Origin of the sequence: Acidovorax soli (genome assembly GCF_014207955.1) — a bacterium.
Classification (GTDB): domain Bacteria; phylum Pseudomonadota; class Gammaproteobacteria; order Burkholderiales; family Burkholderiaceae_C; genus Acidovorax; species Acidovorax soli_A.
This window is the reverse complement of record NZ_JACHLK010000001.1, coordinates 45,566-64,140: the sequence shown is the minus strand read 5'-3', so window position 1 is coordinate 64,140 and position 18,575 is coordinate 45,566. Positions and strand designations below refer to the sequence as shown.

At 67.6% G+C, this 18,575-nt stretch carries 18 protein-coding genes; 12 read left to right on the top strand and 6 right to left on the bottom strand.

Annotated elements, in window-relative coordinates:
* The first annotated feature begins 92 nt into the window (after positions 1-92).
* Genes HNP48_RS00320 through HNP48_RS00305 form a run of 4 tightly spaced genes read left to right on the top strand, consistent with a single transcriptional unit; the run spans position 93 to position 4,537 of the window.
* On the top strand, positions 93-2,264 hold the full coding sequence (locus HNP48_RS00320; RefSeq protein WP_260420036.1) for a TonB-dependent siderophore receptor: 2,172 nt from the start codon (positions 93-95) through the stop codon (positions 2,262-2,264).
* A 28-nt stretch (positions 2,265-2,292) separates the two neighbouring features.
* Positions 2,293-2,601, top strand: coding sequence for a DUF3649 domain-containing protein (locus HNP48_RS00315; protein WP_184854861.1), 309 nt, complete (start codon positions 2,293-2,295; stop codon positions 2,599-2,601).
* Positions 2,598-4,253 (top strand): PepSY domain-containing protein, encoded by a 1,656-nt coding sequence (locus HNP48_RS00310; protein ID WP_184854860.1) that lies wholly within the window; start codon positions 2,598-2,600, stop codon positions 4,251-4,253. Before HNP48_RS00315 ends, HNP48_RS00310 begins: the two co-directional genes overlap by 4 nt.
* Positions 4,253-4,537, top strand: coding sequence for a DUF3325 domain-containing protein (locus tag HNP48_RS00305; protein ID WP_184854859.1), 285 nt, complete (start codon positions 4,253-4,255; stop codon positions 4,535-4,537). Before HNP48_RS00310 ends, HNP48_RS00305 begins: the two co-directional genes overlap by 1 nt.
* A 13-nt stretch (positions 4,538-4,550) precedes the next feature.
* Here the strand turns inward: HNP48_RS00305 and HNP48_RS00300 are convergent, their stop codons facing one another.
* A complete protein-coding gene (locus HNP48_RS00300; protein WP_184854858.1) occupies positions 4,551-5,060 on the bottom strand; it encodes a hypothetical protein in 510 nt (169 codons plus the stop codon).
* Positions 5,061-5,196: 136 nt separating this feature from the next.
* On the opposite strand from HNP48_RS00300, the gene HNP48_RS00295 reads away from it, so the two are divergent.
* Positions 5,197-5,883 (top strand): heavy metal response regulator transcription factor, encoded by a 687-nt coding sequence (locus tag HNP48_RS00295; protein ID WP_184854857.1) that lies wholly within the window; start codon positions 5,197-5,199, stop codon positions 5,881-5,883.
* Entirely contained in the window at positions 5,883-7,286 is a 1,404-nt protein-coding gene (locus HNP48_RS00290) for a heavy metal sensor histidine kinase (RefSeq protein WP_184854856.1), read from the top strand. Before HNP48_RS00295 ends, HNP48_RS00290 begins: the two co-directional genes overlap by 1 nt.
* Positions 7,287-7,292: 6 nt before the next feature.
* Here HNP48_RS00290 and HNP48_RS00285 read toward each other — a convergent pair whose 3' ends face one another.
* Positions 7,293-8,096 (bottom strand): exodeoxyribonuclease III, encoded by an 804-nt coding sequence (locus HNP48_RS00285; RefSeq protein ID WP_184854855.1) that lies wholly within the window; start codon positions 8,094-8,096, stop codon positions 7,293-7,295.
* A 10-nt stretch (positions 8,097-8,106) separates the two neighbouring features.
* Here HNP48_RS00285 and pyrE point away from each other — a divergent pair, with 10 nt between their 5' ends.
* Together pyrE and HNP48_RS00275 are read left to right on the top strand one after the other, a co-directional pair.
* Positions 8,107-8,805 (top strand): orotate phosphoribosyltransferase, encoded by a 699-nt coding sequence (gene pyrE, locus HNP48_RS00280; protein ID WP_184854854.1) that lies wholly within the window; start codon positions 8,107-8,109, stop codon positions 8,803-8,805.
* A 4-nt stretch (positions 8,806-8,809) separates the two neighbouring features.
* Positions 8,810-9,520: a DUF4124 domain-containing protein gene (locus tag HNP48_RS00275; protein ID WP_184854853.1), complete on the top strand. Its 711-nt coding sequence runs from the start codon at positions 8,810-8,812 to the stop codon at positions 9,518-9,520.
* 87 nt (positions 9,521-9,607) lie between these two features.
* Here the strand turns inward: HNP48_RS00275 and gatB are convergent, their stop codons facing one another.
* The 3 genes from gatB to gatC are packed head-to-tail and all read right to left on the bottom strand — an operon-like array spanning position 9,608 to position 12,879.
* The gene (gene gatB / locus HNP48_RS00270) at positions 9,608-11,068 is read right to left on the bottom strand and encodes an Asp-tRNA(Asn)/Glu-tRNA(Gln) amidotransferase subunit GatB (protein WP_184854852.1); all 1,461 of its coding nucleotides are present in this window, start codon (positions 11,066-11,068) and stop codon (positions 9,608-9,610) included.
* Position 11,069: 1 nt separating this feature from the next.
* Positions 11,070-12,572 (bottom strand): Asp-tRNA(Asn)/Glu-tRNA(Gln) amidotransferase subunit GatA, encoded by a 1,503-nt coding sequence (gatA, locus tag HNP48_RS00265; protein ID WP_184854851.1) that lies wholly within the window; start codon positions 12,570-12,572, stop codon positions 11,070-11,072.
* A gap of 7 nt (positions 12,573-12,579) precedes the next feature.
* Entirely contained in the window at positions 12,580-12,879 is a 300-nt protein-coding gene (gene gatC / locus HNP48_RS00260; RefSeq protein WP_184854850.1) for an Asp-tRNA(Asn)/Glu-tRNA(Gln) amidotransferase subunit GatC, read from the bottom strand.
* Between the two features lie 204 nt (positions 12,880-13,083).
* On the opposite strand from gatC, the gene HNP48_RS00255 reads away from it, so the two are divergent.
* From HNP48_RS00255 to mrdA, 4 genes are all read left to right on the top strand, one after another.
* Entirely contained in the window at positions 13,084-14,127 is a 1,044-nt protein-coding gene (locus tag HNP48_RS00255; RefSeq protein ID WP_007858125.1) for a rod shape-determining protein, read from the top strand.
* Positions 14,128-14,262: 135 nt separating this feature from the next.
* Positions 14,263-15,186 carry a rod shape-determining protein MreC gene (gene mreC / locus HNP48_RS00250; RefSeq protein ID WP_184854849.1) on the top strand — a complete coding sequence of 308 codons (924 nt, stop codon included), beginning with the start codon at positions 14,263-14,265 and terminating at the stop codon, positions 15,184-15,186.
* Positions 15,183-15,701: a rod shape-determining protein MreD gene (gene mreD / locus HNP48_RS00245; RefSeq protein WP_184854848.1), complete on the top strand. Its 519-nt coding sequence runs from the start codon at positions 15,183-15,185 to the stop codon at positions 15,699-15,701. Before mreC ends, mreD begins: the two co-directional genes overlap by 4 nt.
* Positions 15,698-17,644, top strand: a complete 1,947-nt coding sequence (mrdA, locus tag HNP48_RS00240; protein WP_184854847.1) for a penicillin-binding protein 2 — start codon at positions 15,698-15,700, stop codon at positions 17,642-17,644. Before mreD ends, mrdA begins: the two co-directional genes overlap by 4 nt.
* Before the next feature lie 6 nt (positions 17,645-17,650).
* Here the strand turns inward: mrdA and HNP48_RS00235 are convergent, their stop codons facing one another.
* Positions 17,651-18,541 (bottom strand): DMT family transporter, encoded by an 891-nt coding sequence (locus tag HNP48_RS00235; protein ID WP_184854846.1) that lies wholly within the window; start codon positions 18,539-18,541, stop codon positions 17,651-17,653.
* Positions 18,542-18,575 lie beyond the last annotated feature (34 nt).

Sequence of the window (18,575 nt, the reverse complement as noted above, 5' to 3'; positions counted from 1 at the left end):
GCGCTGCCGCAGCTTGTACGACTTCCCGCCATGCCATCGACCCGGCCCCGGCCGGGCGTTCGCTCGTCTTTTTTCCATATTCCGGCCCTGCCATGCAATCCATGATCCCCCGTTCGCTGCGCGACTCCCAGCGTTTCACCCCCCACCCCCTGGCCCTGCTGGTGCGCCAATGCCTGGGCGCGGGCCTGGCCGTGGCCGCCGTGGGCGCGGCCGCACAGAGTGGCGCCACGCTGGACGAGGTGAAGGTGCGCGAGCAGGCCGAAGCCATTGGCGGCCTGCAGAAGACCTACCACGGCGGCCAGTTCGCGCGCGGTGGTGATTTGGGCATGCTGGGCAAGACCGACCAGATGAACGTGCCCTTCAGCACGACCAACTACACCAACGAGCTGATCCAGAACCAGCAGGCCCTGACGGTGGCCGATGTGGTGATGAACGACGCCTCGGTGCGCACGCTGCAGGCGCGCGGCGGCTATGGTGACGACTTCCAGGTGCGTGGCCTCACGGTGTCCAACACCGACGTGAGCGTGAATGGCCTGTTCGGCCTCAGCCCCTCGACCCGCATGCCGCTGGAGCTGATCGAGCGCGTGGAAGTGCTCAAGGGCCCTGGCGCCCTGACCAATGGCGTGGGCCCCAGCGGCAGCGTGGGCGGCAGCATCAACCTGGTGACCAAGCGCGCGGCCGACACGCCGATCACGCGCCTGACCACCACCTACATGGGCAAGGCCCAGTTCGGCGCCCATGTGGACGTGGGCCGCCGCTTCGGCGAAGACAACCAGTGGGGCGTGCGCGCCAACGCGCTGGTGCGCAACGGCGAGGGCAACGTCGATGGTGGCCGCCAGCGTGCCGACCTGGCCGCCCTGGGTCTGGACTACGCGGGCGGCCGCCTGCGCTGGTCGCTGGACGCCTATGCCACCGAAGGTGAAACCCGGCAGTTCCGCCCCCAGACGGCCTTCCGCGCCGGCATCACGCAGATGCCCGCCGCACCGGACAACCGCACCAGCATCTACCCCGGCGCCAACCTCACGGACGACATGCGCACCCTGATGTCGCGCGTGGAGTACGACCTGAACGACAGCACCGTGGTGTATGGCGGCGTGGGCTACACCCACAACACCAACGAGCAGAACTTCCCGACGGCCGGGCTGCGTGTGGATTCGCTGGGCAATTTCACGGTGGCCAATGGCTACTACGACGCGTACAACAAGACCTCGTCGATGGACGCGGGCCTGCGCACCAAGTTCCAGACCGGCGGCATCGGCCACACGGTGGCCCTGTCCACGAATTACCTGAACCAAGAGATCGGCTACTTCTACCAGCTGACCAGCACCTACGCACCCTCCAACATCTACAACCCTGCGCCGCTGCCCACCATCACCTTCCCGCGTGGCAACCCCAGCAAGAGCAGCGAGCTCGAGCAGCACAGCGTGGCGCTGGCCGACACCCTGTCGTTCGACAGCGGCCGCTACCTGCTGACGCTGGGCATGCGTGACCAGACCATCGAGCAAAGCGCATTCAACGTGAACACGGGCGCCTCCTCCAGCTACTACAAAGCCAGCGCCGTGACGCCGCTGGCAGGCCTGGTATTCAAGCCGACCAAGAACATCTCGGTCTACACCAACTACACCGCAGGCCTCACGCGCGGCGGCACGGCCGGCCCCGGCACGGCCAACGCCGGCGAGACCTTTGCACCGCAAAAGTCCAAGCAGAACGAAATCGGCGTGAAGGTCGACTGGGGCCAGCTGACCACCCAGGCCGCCATCTACCAGATCAAGCGCCCCAGCGCCATGACCGACCCGGTGACCAACCGCTACAGCTTTGGTGGCGAGCAACGCAACCGCGGCCTGGAACTGACGGCCTACGGCGAAGTGCAGCGCGGCCTGCGTGCCATGGCCAGCGCCTCGTTCAACAACGCCAAGCTCACGCGCACCGCCGGTGGCGTGAACCAGGGCAACGACGCGGCCGGCGTGCCGGACCGCACCTTCAACCTGGGCCTGGACTGGGACACCCCCGTGCAGAACCTGAGCGTGAACGGCCGTGTGATCCACACCTCCAGCATGTACGCCGACGCGACCAACCGCCTGCGCGTGGACTCCTGGACGCGCCTGGACCTGGGCGCCCGCTATGCCACCAAGGTGGCCGGCAAGCCCCTGGTGCTGCGCGCCAACCTGGAAAACGTGGCCGACAAGAACTACTGGGTCATCAGCAACTACGTGACCGTGGGTGCTCCGCGCACGCTGATGCTGTCGGCTGCGGTCGACTTCTGAAGCCCCGGGTGAGGCAGGAGCAGTGGGCATGGTGACGAATCTGTTGCGCGGCATCTGGCGTGCCGGGCCGGTGCTGTCGCGCACCGTTGCCGCCATCGGCGGCGGCTACGTGCTGGCCGCGCTGTTCAGCGTGGCCGTGCTGGCCCTGCCCATGACGCGGTCGCAGGCCGTGATCACGGGCATGCTGGCCAGCTTTGCGATCTACACCGGCGCGGTGATCTGGGTGTTTGCCGTGCGCAGCGCCTGGCGCGCCTGGGGCGGGCTGCTGGTGGCGGCGCTGCCGCTGTTGCTGGCCGCATGGAGCGTATGGTCGTCCTCTGCAGGAGCTTCCCAATGACGAACAAGGACACAACATCCCCGGTGGATGCGCCCAAGGCACCGGGCATCCGCCAGACCATGTCGGACCTGCACACCTGGGCCGGCCTGCTGTGCGGCTGGTTCCTGTATGCGATGTTCCTCACGGGCACGGTGAGCTACTTCAAGGACGAGATCTCGCAGTGGATGCGGCCCGAGATGCCGCACCGCTCGGTGGTGCCCGATGCGGCCGAGGCCGCCCAGCGCATCGCCGGCAAGCTGCAGGAGCTGGCGCCGAACGCGCCGCAGTGGAGCATGCGCCTGCCCGACGAGCGCTACACCACCATGGACAGCTTCTGGCGCCTGCCGCGCGGACAGGCGCCGGGCCCGAACGGCCGCAGCTTCGGCAGCGCCAATTTCGACCCGATGACCGGCGACAAGGTGGCCTCGCGCGAGACCGTGGGCGGTGAGTTCTTCTACCGCTTCCACTTCCAGTTCCACTACATGCCCGTGCTGTGGGGGCGCTGGCTCGCGGGCTTCTGCGCCATGTTCATGCTGGTGGCCATCGTCAGCGGGGTCATCACGCACAAGAAGATCTTCACCGACTTCTTCACCTTCCGCTGGGGCAAGGGCCAGCGCTCGTGGCTGGATGCGCACAATGCGCTCTCGGTGTTCGGGCTGCCGTTCCACTTCATGATCACCTACACCGGCCTGATCACGCTGATGGCGCTGTACATGCCGTTCGGCGAGCAGGCAGCGTACAAGACGCCGGCGCAACGCCAGGAGCTCACGGCCCAGCTCAACACCTTCATCCAGCCCGGCAAGCCCACGGGCCAGGCCGCGCCGCTGGCGCCGGTGGACGACATGGTGCGCCAGGCCCAGGCCCGCTGGGGCGAGGGCAATGTGGGCCGGGTCACGGCCACCAACGCGGGCGACGCCGCGGCGCGCGTGAGCGTGACGCGCGGCGAGGCCGGCCGCGTGACCATGAGCCCGCAGTACATGCTGTTCGACGGCGTGAGCGGCAAGCTGCTCGAGGTCAAGGAAAGCGTGGGCCCCGCGGCCGAAACCCGTGGCGTGCTGTATTCGCTGCACCTTGGGCGGTTTTCCGACCTGCACATGCGCTGGCTGTACTTCATCGTGAGCCTGGCCGGCACGGCCATGGTGGGAACGGGCCTCGTGATGTGGACCGTCAAGCGCCGCCAGAAGCTCGGTGACCCGGCGCGGCCGCATTTCGGCTTCCGGCTGGTGGAAAAGCTCAACATCGCCAGCATCGCCGGCCTGTCCATCGCCATGGCGGGCTTCCTCTGGGGCAACCGCCTGCTGCCGCAGGGCATGGCCGAGCGCACCGCCTGGGAAGTGCATGTGTTCTTTATCGTCTGGGCCCTCACGTTGGCGCATGCCATGCTGCGGCCTTCGCGCCGTGCGTGGATCGAGCAGTTCTGGATCGGGGCTGCGGCACTGGCCCTGCTGCCCGTGGTCAGCGCGCTGACCACCGACCGCCCGCTGTGGCGCAGCCTGGCGCAGGGTGACTGGGTGTTCGTGGGCTTCGAGCTCATGCTCTGGGTGCTGGCCGGCCTGCATGGGTGGCTGGCGGTGCGCACGGCGCGCCACCAGGGCCCCAAGCGCCGGGCGGCGCGTGCGCCTGCAGCCCCCGTGGTGCCGGCGGGTGCGGCCATGGCGAAGGAGGGTGCCTGATGGCCCACGCTGCCACCTTTGTGGTCTGCCTCGTCGCGTTTGCGGCGCTGGCGCTGGGCACCGAGCGCCAGCAGGACGAGCTCTTTGGCCAGCCGCTGGCTCCGCGCGCCACCTGGCTGTGGCGCCTGCTGGGCTGGGGAGCACTGGTGGTGGCGCTGGCCATCATCGTGCAGGCCCAGGGCTGGAGCATGGGCTTGGTGAGCTACAGCGGCCACACCAGCCTGGCAGCCGGTATCGTGCTGGGGGCGCTGATCGTGCACAGCCGCACGCGCGGCCGGCGCTGAGCGTTTCGGCCGTTCAGCGGCGTGCCGCGGCTGCGCCACGCCGGCGTGCGCGCAGCATGAACACCTGGGCGGCATAGCCGAGGGCAAAGATCCCCAGCCAGGCCAGCAGCGCACCACGCACCAGCGGTGAGTCCGGCCCCGAGGCCAGCGGCTGCGCGGGCGGCAGGCGCGTCAGCGTCTCGTTGATGCCAGGTACCAGCAGCAAAAAGACGCTGAACGACCAGCCCAGGGTGGCCAGGTAGGCGCTGGCCCGCCCGAGGAAAGAGAGTTTTGGTGCCAGCCAGGCACCGGACACGGCGAGCAGGGCCAGGATGCCCAGCGCGTGCCCGGCATTGAAGCCGCCCGTGCTCGACAGGCCGAAGGCCGTGAGCACCGAGGCCACCAGGCCAATCAGGTACACGCGGCCGGCACGGGTGTCCGGCTCGATGGCGCGGTAGCGCGCAAAGCTGTAGATCGCTGCGCCCAGCGGGACGAGGCTGAGGGCGGTGTGGGCGATGCCGAGGGCGGAGAGGGGGTTGGGCATGGGCAGAAGACCTTGTCGTGGGTGGTTGCTGGAGATGGGAAAAGTCTAGGATCGCGCGCCCCGGACGGGGGTGACAAGTGCATGACAAAGCTGTCATCCACGACCCGCAGCGCGGCTTTGCCCGAGAATCGGCGCCATGAAGATCCTGGTCATCGAGGACGATCCCAAGACGGGGGACTACCTGAAGAAGGGCCTGCGCGAGAGCGGCTACGGCGTGGACCTGGCCCGCACCGGCACCGAGGGCCTGCGCATGGCGCTGGGCGAGGCCTATGACCTGGTGGTGCTGGACGTCAGCCTGCCCGGCATCGATGGCTGGCAGATCATGCCGGCGCTGCGCGAAAAGGGCGATGTGCGTGTGCTCTTCCTCACGGCACGCGACCAGTTGAGCGACCGCATCCGCGGGCTTGAACTGGGGGCCGACGACTACCTGGTCAAACCTTTCTCCTTCACCGAACTGGTGCTGCGCATCCGCACGCTGCTGCGGCGCGGGCCGGCGCGCGAGGCCGATGTGTACGACATCGCGGGCCTGCACCTCGATGTGCTGCGCCGCCGCGTCACGCGCGAAGGTGCCGAGATCGCGCTCACAAACAAGGAGTTTTTGCTGCTGCACCTGCTGGTGAAGCGCCAGGGCGAGGCCCTGTCGCGCACCCTGATCGCCTCCGAGGTCTGGAACATGAATTTCGACAGCGACACCAATGTGGTCGATGTCGCCATCAAGCGCTTGCGCGCCAAGGTCGACAAGCCCTTCGCCACGCCACTGGTCCACACCGTGCGCAACGTGGGCTACGCCTTCGGCGAGCCGCCTTCCGAGGGCGGTGATTGATGCCCGCGCCCTGGCTGCCGCGCTCGCTGGCTGTCCGTGTGACGCTCTTGTGCGGGCTGATCGCGGTGTCGATCACCGGCATGCTGGGCGGCAACTACTTCTTTGCCGCGCGCAGTGCCATCCTGGCCCATGCCGACGAGCAGTTGATCACGCGCGTGGAGCGCTTGCGCCGTCTGCTGGCCGATGTGCGCAGCGTGCAGGAGCTGCGCGACCAGGCCATGCTGCTGGAAGCGCTGTCGGGCAGCTCGGGCGATGTGTTCGTGCTGCGCCGCGCGGGCGAGGCGCCGCTGGTCGAAGTCAACCCCGGCCAGGTGGCGCCGCCCGCCTGCGCCGTGCCGACGGCCTTGGACAGACCGCTGGCGCGGGGCGATGTGTGCCACAGCGAGGCTCCGGGCATACCCCGCATGCACTGGGCCGCAGGGGTCGCCCGCGCGGGCCACGATGGACGGATGGTGGAGGTGCTCGCGGGCCATGCCCTGGCCAGCGAGATGCAGATGATCCGGCGCAGCCGCGACCAGGTGCTGTTCAGCACCTTCCTGGCCGTGCTCGCCTGCTCGCTGCTGGTGTACGGGGTGCTGCGCCGGGGCCTGAGGCCCCTGCACCGGGTGGCGGAACAGGCCTCCCGCATCGATCCCGTCAACCTGGCGATCCGGCTGCCTGAGCACGACGCGCCGCTGGAGCTGCAGCAGATGGTGGCGGTGTTCAATGCCATGCTCGACCGCATCGCCACCGGCTATGGGCGGCTTTCGCAGTTCTCGGCCGACCTGGCGCACGAGATCCGCACGCCCGTGGGCGCCCTGATCGGGCAGACGCAGGTGGCACTGGCGCGCACACGCACGGCCGAGGAGTACCAGCAGGTGCTCGAATCCAACCTGGAGGAGCTGAATCGGCTGCGCCGCACCGTCGACAACATCCTGTTCCTGGCCCAGGCCGACCATGCGACGCTGCAGGTGGAGCGCACTGCGCTGGACATGGCGGCCGAGCTGCAGCGCATCGCCGACTACTTCGAAGGCCCTGCGGACGAGGCGGGCCTGCGCCTTGTGGTACAGGCCAGTGGCACGGCCTGGGTCAACCAGGCCCTGTGCCTGCGCGCGCTGCACAACCTGGTGGTCAATGCGGTGCGCTACAGCACACCGGGCACGGTGATTCAGCTCACAGGAATCCAGGAGGATGGTGCCTCGGTCCTGGCGGTCGAAAACGAAGGCGTGCCGATCCCTGCGGAGCAGCTCACTCGGCTGTTCGACCGCTTCTACCGCGCCGAGGCTGTGCGCAGCCGCCCTGCGGAATCGAGCGGCCTGGGCTTGGCGATCGTGAAGGCGATCATGGACCTGCACGGGGGCGAGGCCCGGGCATCCTGCTCGGCCTCGGGCGCGGTCCGTTTCGAACTGCGGTTTCCGCGCTGAGCAGGGCTACATCTTGAAGTCGTAGCCGATGGTGATCGGCGCGTGGTCCGAGAACTTCACATCCTTGTAAATGGTCTCGGTGCGCGCGAGGGCCGCCAGGGCCGGCGTGGCCAGGTGGTAGTCCAGGCGCCAGCCCACATTGTTGGCGTAGGCCTGGCCGCGGTTGCTCCACCACGTGTAGGCGGTATCGGTGGTGGTCGGTTGTAACTGACGGTAAACGTCTATCAGTCCGCCGCCTTCATCAGTTGTGTGCAACAACTTTGTCATCCAGGCCCGTTCTTCGGGCAGGAAGCCGCTGTTTTTCTGGTTGCTGCGCCAGTTCTTGAGGTCAATCTGCTGGTGCGCGATGTTGATGTCGCCGCACAAAATGAACTCGCGCTCCCCCTTGAGCTGCATCAGGTGGGGGTGGAATTCGGCCAGGAAACGGTACTTGGCGAGCTGGCGTTCCTCGCCCGAGGAGCCGCTCGGGAAGTAGGCGCTGATGATGGAGAGCTTGCGCTTGGGGGTGTCAAAGCGCAGCTCGAGGTAGCGGCCTTCGGCATCGAATTCGGTCGAGCCGTAGCCCACGATGACGTCGCTGGGCAGGTGGCGCGTGTAGATGCCCACGCCCGAATAGCCCTTTTTCTGGGCGAAGTGGAAATGCCCGTCCATCTCGGCCAGCCGCTCGAAGCGTGTGGCGATGTCGGCGGCCTGGGCCTTGACTTCCTGTACGCAAATACAATCCGGCCGTGTGGCAGCCATCCAGCTTTCCACGCCCTTGGTGGTGGCCGAACGGATGCCATTGAGGTTGAGGCTGGTCAAATTGAACAAGGAATTTCCCATGGTAGATGTTGTTGCGCAAGGCCCGGGTCAGGACCCGCTGGCGCAGGATTTTGTACGGTTTGCCGTGGAGTCGGGCGTGCTGCGCTTCGGGGAGTTCAAGACCAAGGCGGGCCGCATGAGCCCGTACTTCTTCAATGCCGGCCTGTTCGACGATGGCAGCAAGATGGGGCGCCTGGCCGAATTCTATGCAAAAGCCCTGATCGCCAGCGGCATCGAATTCGACATGGTGTTCGGGCCCGCCTACAAGGGCATTCCACTGGCCGCCACGGTGGCGGTGGAGCTGGCGCGCCATGGCCGCAACGTGCCCTTTGCCTACAACCGCAAGGAAGCCAAGGACCACGGCGAAGGCGGCACCCTGGTGGGCGCGCCGCTCAAGGGCCGGGTGCTGATCGTGGACGACGTGATGTCGGCCGGTACGGCCGCGCGCGAGTCGATCGCCCTGATCCAGGCGGCGGGCGCCATTCCCCATGCCATGGCCATTGCGCTGGACCGCCAGGAGAAAGCGACTGAAAATGGACTGGACGTGGAGCACAGTGCGGTGCAGTATGTGCGCCAGCAGCTGGGCATGAAGGTTTGTACTATCGCCAAGCTGGCAGACTTATTGCTGTACCTATCGCAAACAGGGGGGGCGGAGATGCGCGCCCACCACGAACGGGTTTCCGCCTACCGCGAGCGGTACGGAGTCAATGAAGGGTAACTAGTTGCACAAGACGGCGTGGCTCATTGGCGAGTTGGCACTGGCAGGCCTGGTCACGGCATCCGCGTGGGCGCAACAATCCTCCGGCCCGGTGGGCAGCATCTACACCTGCACCGACCGCAATGGGCGCAAGCTCACGGCGGACCGGCCGATTCCCGAATGCGCAGACCGCGAACAGCGTGAATTGGCCCCTTCGGGCATGGTGCGGCGCCAGGTGGGGCCGGTGCTCTCGGAGCAGGAGCGCGCAGTGCTCGAAGCGCGCCAGCGCAAGGAAGCCGAGGAGCGCTCCCGTGCCCAGGAGGAACGCCGCCGCGAACGCGCGTTGACGGCGCGTTACCCCGACAAGGCGGCCCACGACGTGGAGCGCAGGGCGGCCATCCAGATGGTGGAGGACGTCGCCGCCACGGCGGAAAAGCGCATCGTCGAATTGCGCGAGCAGCGCAAGGCCATGGATACGGAGATGGAGTTCTACAAGAAGGACCCCAACAAGGCCCCGATGACGCTGCGCCGCAAGATCGCCGAAAACGAAGACAGCATTGCCGAGCAACAGCGCTTCATTGCTGGCCAGGGCGACGAGAAGCGCCGTGTGCACCAGCGTTTCGACACCGAGCTGGCCCAGCTGCGCCGGCTCTGGGATGAGCAGCGTGGCGTGGTGGTGCCTGGGGGGGGCGCGGCGTCGAGTGCGGTCGCACCGGCTGCCTCGGGCGCACGCTGATCGGACCCGGGGCGCTGCAGTCGCCTCGTTCCACCTTGTTGCAGGAAGCCGGCCGGCCCAAAGGCCAGCCGTTCCATTGCACCGGGGTCAGCCCGCCAGCTTGGCGCGCAGCAGGTCATTGACCTGTTGCGGATTGGCCTTGCCCTTGCTTGCCTTCATGATCTGGCCGACCAGCGCGTTGAAGGCCTTGTCCTTGCCTGCGCGGAACTGGGCCACGTTGTCGGGGTTGGCGGCAATCACCTCGTCGATGATGCCCTCCAGCGCGCCCGTGTCGTTCATCTGCTTGAGGCCCTTGGCCTCGATGACGGCGTCCACATCGGCCGATTCCCCGGTCCACAGCGCCTCGAACACCTGCTTGGCGGCGTTGTTGGACACCGTGCCGTCGGCAATGCGGCCGATCAGCGCGCCCAGCTGGGCGGCCGTCACGGGCGATGCCTCAATGGCCAGGTCGCCCGCGTTGAGGCGGCGTGACACCTCGCCCATGATCCAGTTGCTGGCCAGCTTGGGCTGCTTGCTGGCCTGGGCGGCGGCCTCGAAGTAGGCGGCCATGGCCTTGCTCTGCGTGAGCGTGGTGGCGTCGTACTCGGGCAGGCCATAGTCGGCCACGAAGCGTGCGGCCATGGTGCGTGGCAGCTCGGTCATCTGGGCGCGCTGCGCGTCCACCCAGGCGCTCGGGATCTGCAGCGGCGGCAGGTCCGGGTCGGGGAAGTAGCGGTAGTCGGCCGCGTCTTCCTTGGTGCGCATGGCGCGGGTCTCGCCCGTGGCGTCGTTGAACAGCACCGTGGCCTGCTGGATCGCGCGGCCATCCTCGATCTCGTCGATCTGCCACTGGATCTCGTAGTCGATGGCCTGCTGCATGAACTTGAAGCTGTTCAGGTTCTTGATCTCGCGGCGTGTGCCCAGCGGGGCGCCGGGCTTGCGCACCGAGACGTTGGCGTCGCAGCGGAACGAGCCCTCCTGCATGTTGCCGTCGCAGATGCCGATCCAGGTCACGATCTTGTGCAGTTCGCGGGCGTAGGCCACGGCCTCTTCGGTGGAGCGGATGTCGGGCTCGGTCACGATCTCCAGCAGCGGCGTGCCGGCGCGGTTCAGGTCGATGCCGCTCTGGCCGATGAAGTCCTCGTGCAGCGACTTGCCCGCGTCCTCTTCGAGGTGCGCGCGCACCAGGCGCACGGTCTTCTTCTCGTCACCCAGGAAGAACTGCACCTCACCACCCTGCACCACAGGGATCTCGAACTGGCTGATCTGGTAGCCCTTGGGCAGGTCGGGGTAGAAGTAGTTCTTGCGTGCGAAGATGCTCTCGGGCGCAATGTGCGAGCCCAGGGCCAGGCCGAGCTTGATGGCGCATTCCACGGCGGCGCGGTTCATCACCGGCAGGGTGCCGGGCAGGGCCAGGTCCACGGCGCAGGCCTGGGTGTTGGGCTCGGCGCCGAAGGCCGTGGCGGCCCGGCTGAAGATCTTGCTCTCGGTGGCGAGCTGGGCGTGGGTCTCGAAGCCGATCACCACCTCGTAGCCGCGGATCAGTTTGCTGGTCGTCGTTGTCGTCATGTCACAGACCTCCGGGTTGGCGGAGGTGAAAGTCGGTGGCCTGCTGCAGCCGGTGGGCCGCGTTGAGCAGGCGCGCTTCCTGGAAGTAGTTGCCGATCAGCTGCAGGCCCACGGGCATGCCGCCTTCGCCAAAGCCCGCGGGCACGCTCATGCCGGGCAGGCCGGCCAGCGAGCCGGGCAGGGTGAAGATGTCGGCCAGGTAGTCGGCCAGCGGGTCGGCACCGTGCTCCCCGAGCTTCCAGGCCACGGTGGGGGCCACGGGGCCGGCGATCACGTCGCACTGTGCAAAGGCCTGCTGGAAGTCGTCGGCGATCATGCGGCGGATCTTCTGGGCCTTGAGGTAATAGGCGTCGTAGTAGCCGTGCGAGAGCACGTAGGTGCCGATCATGATGCGGCGCTTGACCTCGTCGCCAAAGCCTTCGGCGCGGGTCTTCTTGTACATGTCCACCAGGTCGGTGTAGTCCTTGGCGCGGTGGCCGAACTTCACGCCGTCGAAGCGGCTCAGGTTGGACGAGGCCTCGGCCGGCGCGATGATGTAGTACACCGGGATCGACAGCTCGGTGCGCGGCAGGCTGATGGGCACGAGCTTGGCGCCCAGCTTCTCGTATTCCTTGAGTGCGCCGTCCACGGCGGCGCGCACGTCGGGTGCCAGGCCATCACCGAAGAACTCGGCCGGGATGCCGATGCGCAGGCCCTCGATGGGGTCGTTGAGCGAGCGGCTGTAGTCCTCGGCCGGCACATCCAGCGAGGTGGAGTCGCGGTCCAGGTCGGGGCCGCACATGGTGGACAGCAGCAGCGCGCAGTCCTCGGCCGTGCGGGCCATGGGGCCGGCCTGGTCCAGGCTGGAGGCAAAGGCGATCATGCCGTAGCGCGAGGCCCGGCCGTAGGTGGGCTTGATGCCCGTGATGCCGCAGAACGAGGCTGGCTGGCGGATGGAGCCGCCGGTGTCGGTGCCGGTCACGGCCGGGGCCAGGCGCGCGGCCACGGCCACGGCGCTGCCGCCCGAGGAGCCGCCAGGGATGCGGCTGGTGTCCCAGGGGTTGCGCACCGGGGCGGGCGCGTCGGTGCCCACAGGGGCCACGGCCGAATTCTCGTTGGCCGAGCCCATCGCGAACTCGTCGCAGTTGAGCTTGCCCAAGGTCACGGCGCCGGCCTCGGCCAGCTTGCGCACCACGGTGGCGTCAAACGGCGACTGGTAGCCCGCGAGCATCTTCGAGCCGGCGGTGCTGGGGAAGTCGCGCGTGACAAAGATGTCCTTGTGCGCGAGCGGCAGGCCTTCGAGCACGCCGGCGGTGCCCGCGGCGATGCGGGCATCGGCCGCACGCGCCTGGGCCAGGGTGGCTTCTTCGTTGACGGCCACGTAGGCACCCAGCGACTGGTGGTCCCTGGCGCGGGCCAGGAAGTGCTGGGCCGCTTCCACGGCGGAAACCTGGCGCTCGCGCAGTCGTGCGGCCAGGGCGGTGACGGTCAGGTCGTGCAATGCAGTGTTCTTGTTGTCGCTCATGCCGGTCTCACTCGATCACTTTGGGCACAAGGAACAATCCTTGCTCTACCGCAGGGGCGCTGCGCTGGTTGGCCTCGCGCTGGTTCGGCTCGCTGGCGACGTCGTCGCGCAGGCGCAAGGCGACCTCCTGGATGGCTGCCACGGGGTGGGCCAGGGGCGTGAGGTCCCCGGTATCCACAGCGCGCATCTTCTCGACGATGTCGAAAAATCCATTGAGTTGGGTGAGCATGCGCTCACTTTCGTTTGCGCTCAATTCCAGTCGCGCCAGATTGGCGATTCGACCGATGTCCAGGGATGTCAGTGCCATAGGGAAAAAATTCGGGGGAAACCAGATGTAAAGCTGAATGGGGGGGTGGAGCCAGGGGAGTTATTCACAGGGGATAGGGTATTATCCCGGCTTTGCCGCAATACCCTCCCTCATGCCGGTCATTGTGCGAAAAAAGCGAAATTTGACCCCGTAAACCCGGCGATGGCAGGCCGATGCGCACGCCATGCCTGAGAGGATTCTTGAATGTTCGGAGCTTTCCGTCGGTACTTCTCCACCGACCTTGCCATCGACCTTGGCACAGCCAACACCCTGATATTCGCCCGCGACAAAGGCATTGTGCTCGATGAGCCCTCCGTCGTTGCCATCCGCCACGAAGGCGGCCCCCATGGCAAGAAAGTCATCCAGGCCGTAGGCCACGAAGCCAAGGCCATGCTGGGCAAGGTGCCCGGCAACATCGAAGCCATCCGTCCCATGAAGGACGGCGTGATCGCCGACTTCGTGATCACCGAGCAGATGATCAAGCAGTTCATCAAGATGGTGCACCCGCGCACGCTGTTCACCCCCAGCCCGCGCATCATCATCTGCGTGCCCTGCGGTTCCACCCAGGTCGAGCGCCGTGCCATCAAGGACGCGGCCGAAGCCGCCGGCGCCACCGCCGTCTACCTGATCGAAGAACCCATGGCTGCCGGCATCGGTGCCGGCCTGCCGGTGTCGGAAGCCAGCGGCTCCATGGTCGTGGACATCGGCGGCGGCACCACCGAGGTCGGCGTGATCTCGCTGGGCGGCATGGTCTACAAGGGCAGCGTGCGCGTGGGTGGCGACAAGTTCGACGAAGCCATCATCAGCTACATCCGCCGCAACTACGGCATGCTGATCGGCGAACCCACGGCCGAATCCATCAAGAAGAACATCGGTTCGGCCTTTCCGGGCTCCGAGGTGCGCGAGATGGAGGTCAAGGGCCGCAACCTCAGCGAAGGCGTGCCGCGCAGCTTCACCATCTCCAGCAACGAAGTGCTGGAGGCGCTGACCGACCCGCTCAACCAGATCGTCTCGGCCGTCAAGAATGCGCTGGAGCAGACACCGCCCGAGCTGGGTGCCGACATTGCCGACCGCGGCATGATGCTGACCGGTGGTGGCGCGCTGCTGCGCGACCTTGATCGCCTGCTGGCCGAGGAGACCGGCCTGCCGGTGCTGGTGGCCGAAGACCCGCTGACCTGCGTGGTGCGCGGCTGCGGCATTGCGCTGGAGCGCATGGACCGCCAGGGCAGCATTTTTACAAGCGAGTAAGTTCCCCGTGCCTGCGCGCAACCGCGCAGGCACCCCATCGCGCTGAAATGGCATGACCGCAACCGCACCGATGCTTTTTGAGCCGTGCCCCTGGCCGCCGCGTTCGCACGCGCAGCGGATCCGACGCTGAGCGCCATGCCCCTGGGAACCCTGGAGCGCAGTGCGCCCCCCTTCTTCAAACAAGGGCCTTCGGCCCTGTCGCGGCTGGCGCTCTACAGTGCGCTGGCCCTGTTCCTCATGGTGGCGGACGTGCGCTTCAAGCTGACCGGCCCGTTCCGCCAGGCCGTGGCCACCGTGCTCTACCCCGTGCAGTGGCTCATGCTGCAGCCCGTGGAGTTCGCAGGGCGGGGCGCCGGCTACTTCCAGGACCTGAAAACCGCGCAGGGCGATGCCGATGCCGCGCGCAGCAAGATGGCGCAGATGTCCGAGCGTGCCAGCCAGGCCGAGCAGTTGCTGCTCGAGAACGACCGGCTGCGCAAGCTGCTGGCGCTGCGCGAGCGGGTCAGCACGCCGTCGCAGGCCGCAGAGGTCATCTATGACACGGCTGACCCCTACACCCGCCGGGTGGTGCTCGACAAGGGCCAGATGGGCGGCGTGGAACTGGGGGCCCCCGTTCTGGATGAAGCGGGCATCCTGGGCCAGGTGACGCGCGTGTTCCCCATGCTCAGCGAGGTCACGCTGCTCGTGGACCGCGACCAGGCCATTCCGGTGCTCAACATCCGCACCGGCGCGCGCGGTGTCGCCTATGGCGACCCGGTCGCCGGCAACGAGGGTGGCATGGAGCTGCGCTTCATGCCTGCCAATGCCGACGTGCGCGAGGGCGATCTGCTCACCACCAGCGGCGTGGACGGCCTGTACCCCTCGGGCCTGCCGGTGGCCAAGGTGGTGCGCGTGGAGCGCCGGGCCGATTCGGCCTTCGCGCGCATCTACTGCGCCCCGCTGGCCCAGGTACAGGGCGCCCGGCACGTGGTGGTGCTCAAGCCGCTGTCGGGGCATATCCCGGAGCGGCCCGAGCCGGCCCCTGTGCCCAGCTCCACCAGGAAGGGGCGCCACAAATGATCATGCCGCGCGGCCAGCCGCTGCTGTTGCCCGTCAACCCCGTCTTCATCGCCGCCAGCCTGGCGGTGGGCCTGGCCCTCAACATGCTGCCCCTGGGGCGCGTGGTCTGGACGCCTGACCTGCTGATGCTGTTGCTGGTGTTCTGGAGCGTGCACCAGCCGCTGCGCATCGGCATGGGAACGGCCTTTGCGCTCGGGCTGTGCATGGACGTGCAGCAGTCCGCGCTGCTGGGCCAGCACGCCTTGTCCTATGCGGTGCTGGCCTTTGGCGCCATCGCCATCCACCGGCGCCTGCTGTGGTTCAGCGTGCCCTCGCAGGCGCTGCAGGTGCTGCCGCTGTTCCTCATCGCGCATTCCATCGAGCTGCTGGTGCGCGTGGCCTCGGGCGGTATCTTTCCGGGCCTGTGGGTCTTCGTCGCGCCGGTGCTGGAAGCGCTGCTCTGGCCGCTGGCCAGCTGGGTGCTGCTGGCGCCCCAGCGGCGCCCGCCCGATCGCGACCAGAATCGCCCGCTATGACCGAGCTGCGCAACGCCGAAGCGGACTCCTTCCGGTTCCGCGCCCGCGTCTACACCATCGCATTGGTGGTGTTCCTCGCTTTTGGCCTGCTGGTCTCGCGCCTGGTGTACCTGCAGGTGGTGCGCCACGACGACCTGGCCGCGCAGGCCGAGAGCAACCGCACGGCCGTGGTGCCCATTGTGCCCAACCGCGGCCAGATCATGGACCGCAACGGCGTGGTGCTGGCCACCAACTACGCGGCCTACACGCTGGAGATCACGCCCTCGCGCACCGGGGGGCTCGAAGACACCATCGAGGCGCTGTCCAAGGTGGTTGACATCCAGCAGCGCGACCGCCGGCGTTTCAAGCGCCTGCTGGAGGAATCGCGCAACTTCGAGTCGCTGCCCATCCGCACACGCCTCACGGACCAGGAGGTTGCGCGCTTTTCTGCGCAGCGCTACCGCTTCCCCGGCGTGGACATCAAGGCCCGGCTGTTTCGCAACTACCCGCTGGGCGAGGTGGGGGCGCACGCCATCGGCTACATCGGCCGCATCAACCAGACCGAGAAGGCGCGCATCCAGGATTCGGAGGACGAGGCCAACTACCGCGGCACCGAGTACATCGGCAAGCTCGGCGTGGAGCAGAGCTTCGAGAACATGCTGCACGGCCTGACCGGCGTGGAGCGCATGGAGACCTCGGCCGGGGGCCATGCCGTGCGGCGCCTGGCCAGCCACCCGGCCACGCCGGGCAACACGGTGATGCTGTCGCTGGACATCAAGCTGCAAAAGCTCATCGAGGACATGTTCGGCGACCGGCGCGGTGCCCTGGTGGCCATCGACCCGCGCAATGGCGAGGTGCTGGCCCTGGTGAGCAAGCCCACCTTCGACCCCAACCTGTTCGTGGAAGGCATCGACAGCGAAAGCTGGCAGACGCTCAACGAATCCATCGACAAGCCGCTGCTCAACCGCGCGCTGCGCGGCACCTATCCGCCGGGCTCGACCTACAAGCCCTTCATGGCCCTCGCAGCGCTGCAGTTGAACAAGCGCTCCCCCAGCATGGTGGTCAGCGACCCGGGCTTCTACACCTTCGGCGGCCACACCTTCCGCAGCCACGAAGGCGGTCTGGGCGGGGTGGACATGCACCGCGCCATCCAGTTCTCGAGCAACACCTATTTCTATTCGCTGGCCGTCGAAATGGGGGTGGACACCATCCACGACTTCATGAAGCCGCTGGGCCTGGGCCAGGTCACGGGCATCGACCTCAATGGCGAGGTGCGCGGTGTGCTGCCCAGCACCACCTGGAAGCGCAATGCCTACAAGCGCCCCGAGATGAAGCGCTGGCACCCGGGCGAAACCGTGTCCCTGGGCATCGGCCAGGGCTACAACAACTTCACCATGCTGCAGCTGGCGCAGGCCGAGGCCACCTTGGCCAATGGCGGCACGCGCTACGCACCACACCTCATCAAGGCAGTGCGCGACACGGTGACGGGCACAGTGACGCCCGTCGCCCAGCCGCCGGGCGAGAACCTCGGCTTCTCGCCCAAGAACGTGGAGATCGTGCGCAACGCGCTGGTGGCGGTGAACAAGGGCGGTACGGGCACACGCATCTTTGCCGGCGCAGCCTACTCATCGGCTGGCAAGACCGGCACGGCCCAGGCCATCAGCCTGGGGCAGAACGTGCGCTACAACGCCAAGGCCCTCGAAGAGCACCAGCGCGACCACTCGCTGTTTGCGGCCTTCGCGCCGGCCGAAGACCCCAAGATCGCGCTGGCCGTCATCGTGGAGAACGCCGGCTTCGGCGCGGCGGCGGCCGGCCCGATCGCGCGCCGCGTGTTCGACTACTGGCTGCAGGGCGAGTACCCGAACGAGGAAGACCTGGCCGCCGTGCGCAAGGGCCAGGCGGCCGCGCCTATCGGCAAGCCGCGCCTGGCGGCGGACGTCACGGTCAGCCCCCCGGCGCCCTGAATTCCATCAGGCTTTGGCCACCTGGACCGGCGGCGCCAGCTGGCTGAACACCAGGGCGGCCACGATCATGGCGGCGCCGCTCAAGCCGGCCCAGCCGAGCCGCTCGCCCAGCAGGGCCCAGGCCGTGAGGGCGGCGAACACCGGCTCCAGCCCGAAGACGATGGCGCTGCGCATGGCATCCACGCGCTGCTGGCCCCAGGCCTGCAGCGTGACCACCACCACGCTGGCCAGCAGGCCCAGGTAGACCAGGGCCAGCCAGGCATCGGTCGGCAGGCGGTCTGCGGCCTGGGGCAGCCAGTCCATCCCCTTGCCGCGCGCGAGCAGCAAGAGCGTGGACGCCAGGGCCATCACCAGGGCCTGGGCTGCCGCCATGCGCGTGGCGCGCAGTGGCTGGTCCGCCGTGCGGCGTGCACATTCCTCCAGCGCCAGGATGTACAGGGCGTAGAACACCGTGCTCGCCAGCGTCAGCGTATCGCCCAGGTTCCAGGGCTCGTTTTCGTGGAACATCAGCGCCATGCCGGCGCAGGCCATGGCACAGGCGGCCCACAGGCGCCAACCGTAGCGCCGGCCCATGAGCGCCATCGCGATCAGCGGCACCACCAGCACGTTCAGGCCGGTGACAAAGGCATTGCGGTTGCTGCTGGTGCGCGCCAGCCCCTCGATCTGCAGCCAGAACGCGAGGAACAGCAGCACGCCCAGGGCGCAGCCCCAGCGGCGCTCATGCCGCTGCATGCCCCACCACAGCGGGGCCAGCACGGCCAGGGCGATGGCAAAGCGCAGCCAGATGATCTGCAGCGCGTCGAGATGGGCGGACAGCAGCTTCATGGAAGGAAAAGTGGTTCCCCACACCAGGGTCACCACCAGCAGGGCCAGCAGGCCGAAACGTTCTGTGCGCATAGGCTGCGATGCAAAAGAAAAAAGGCTGGCCGGT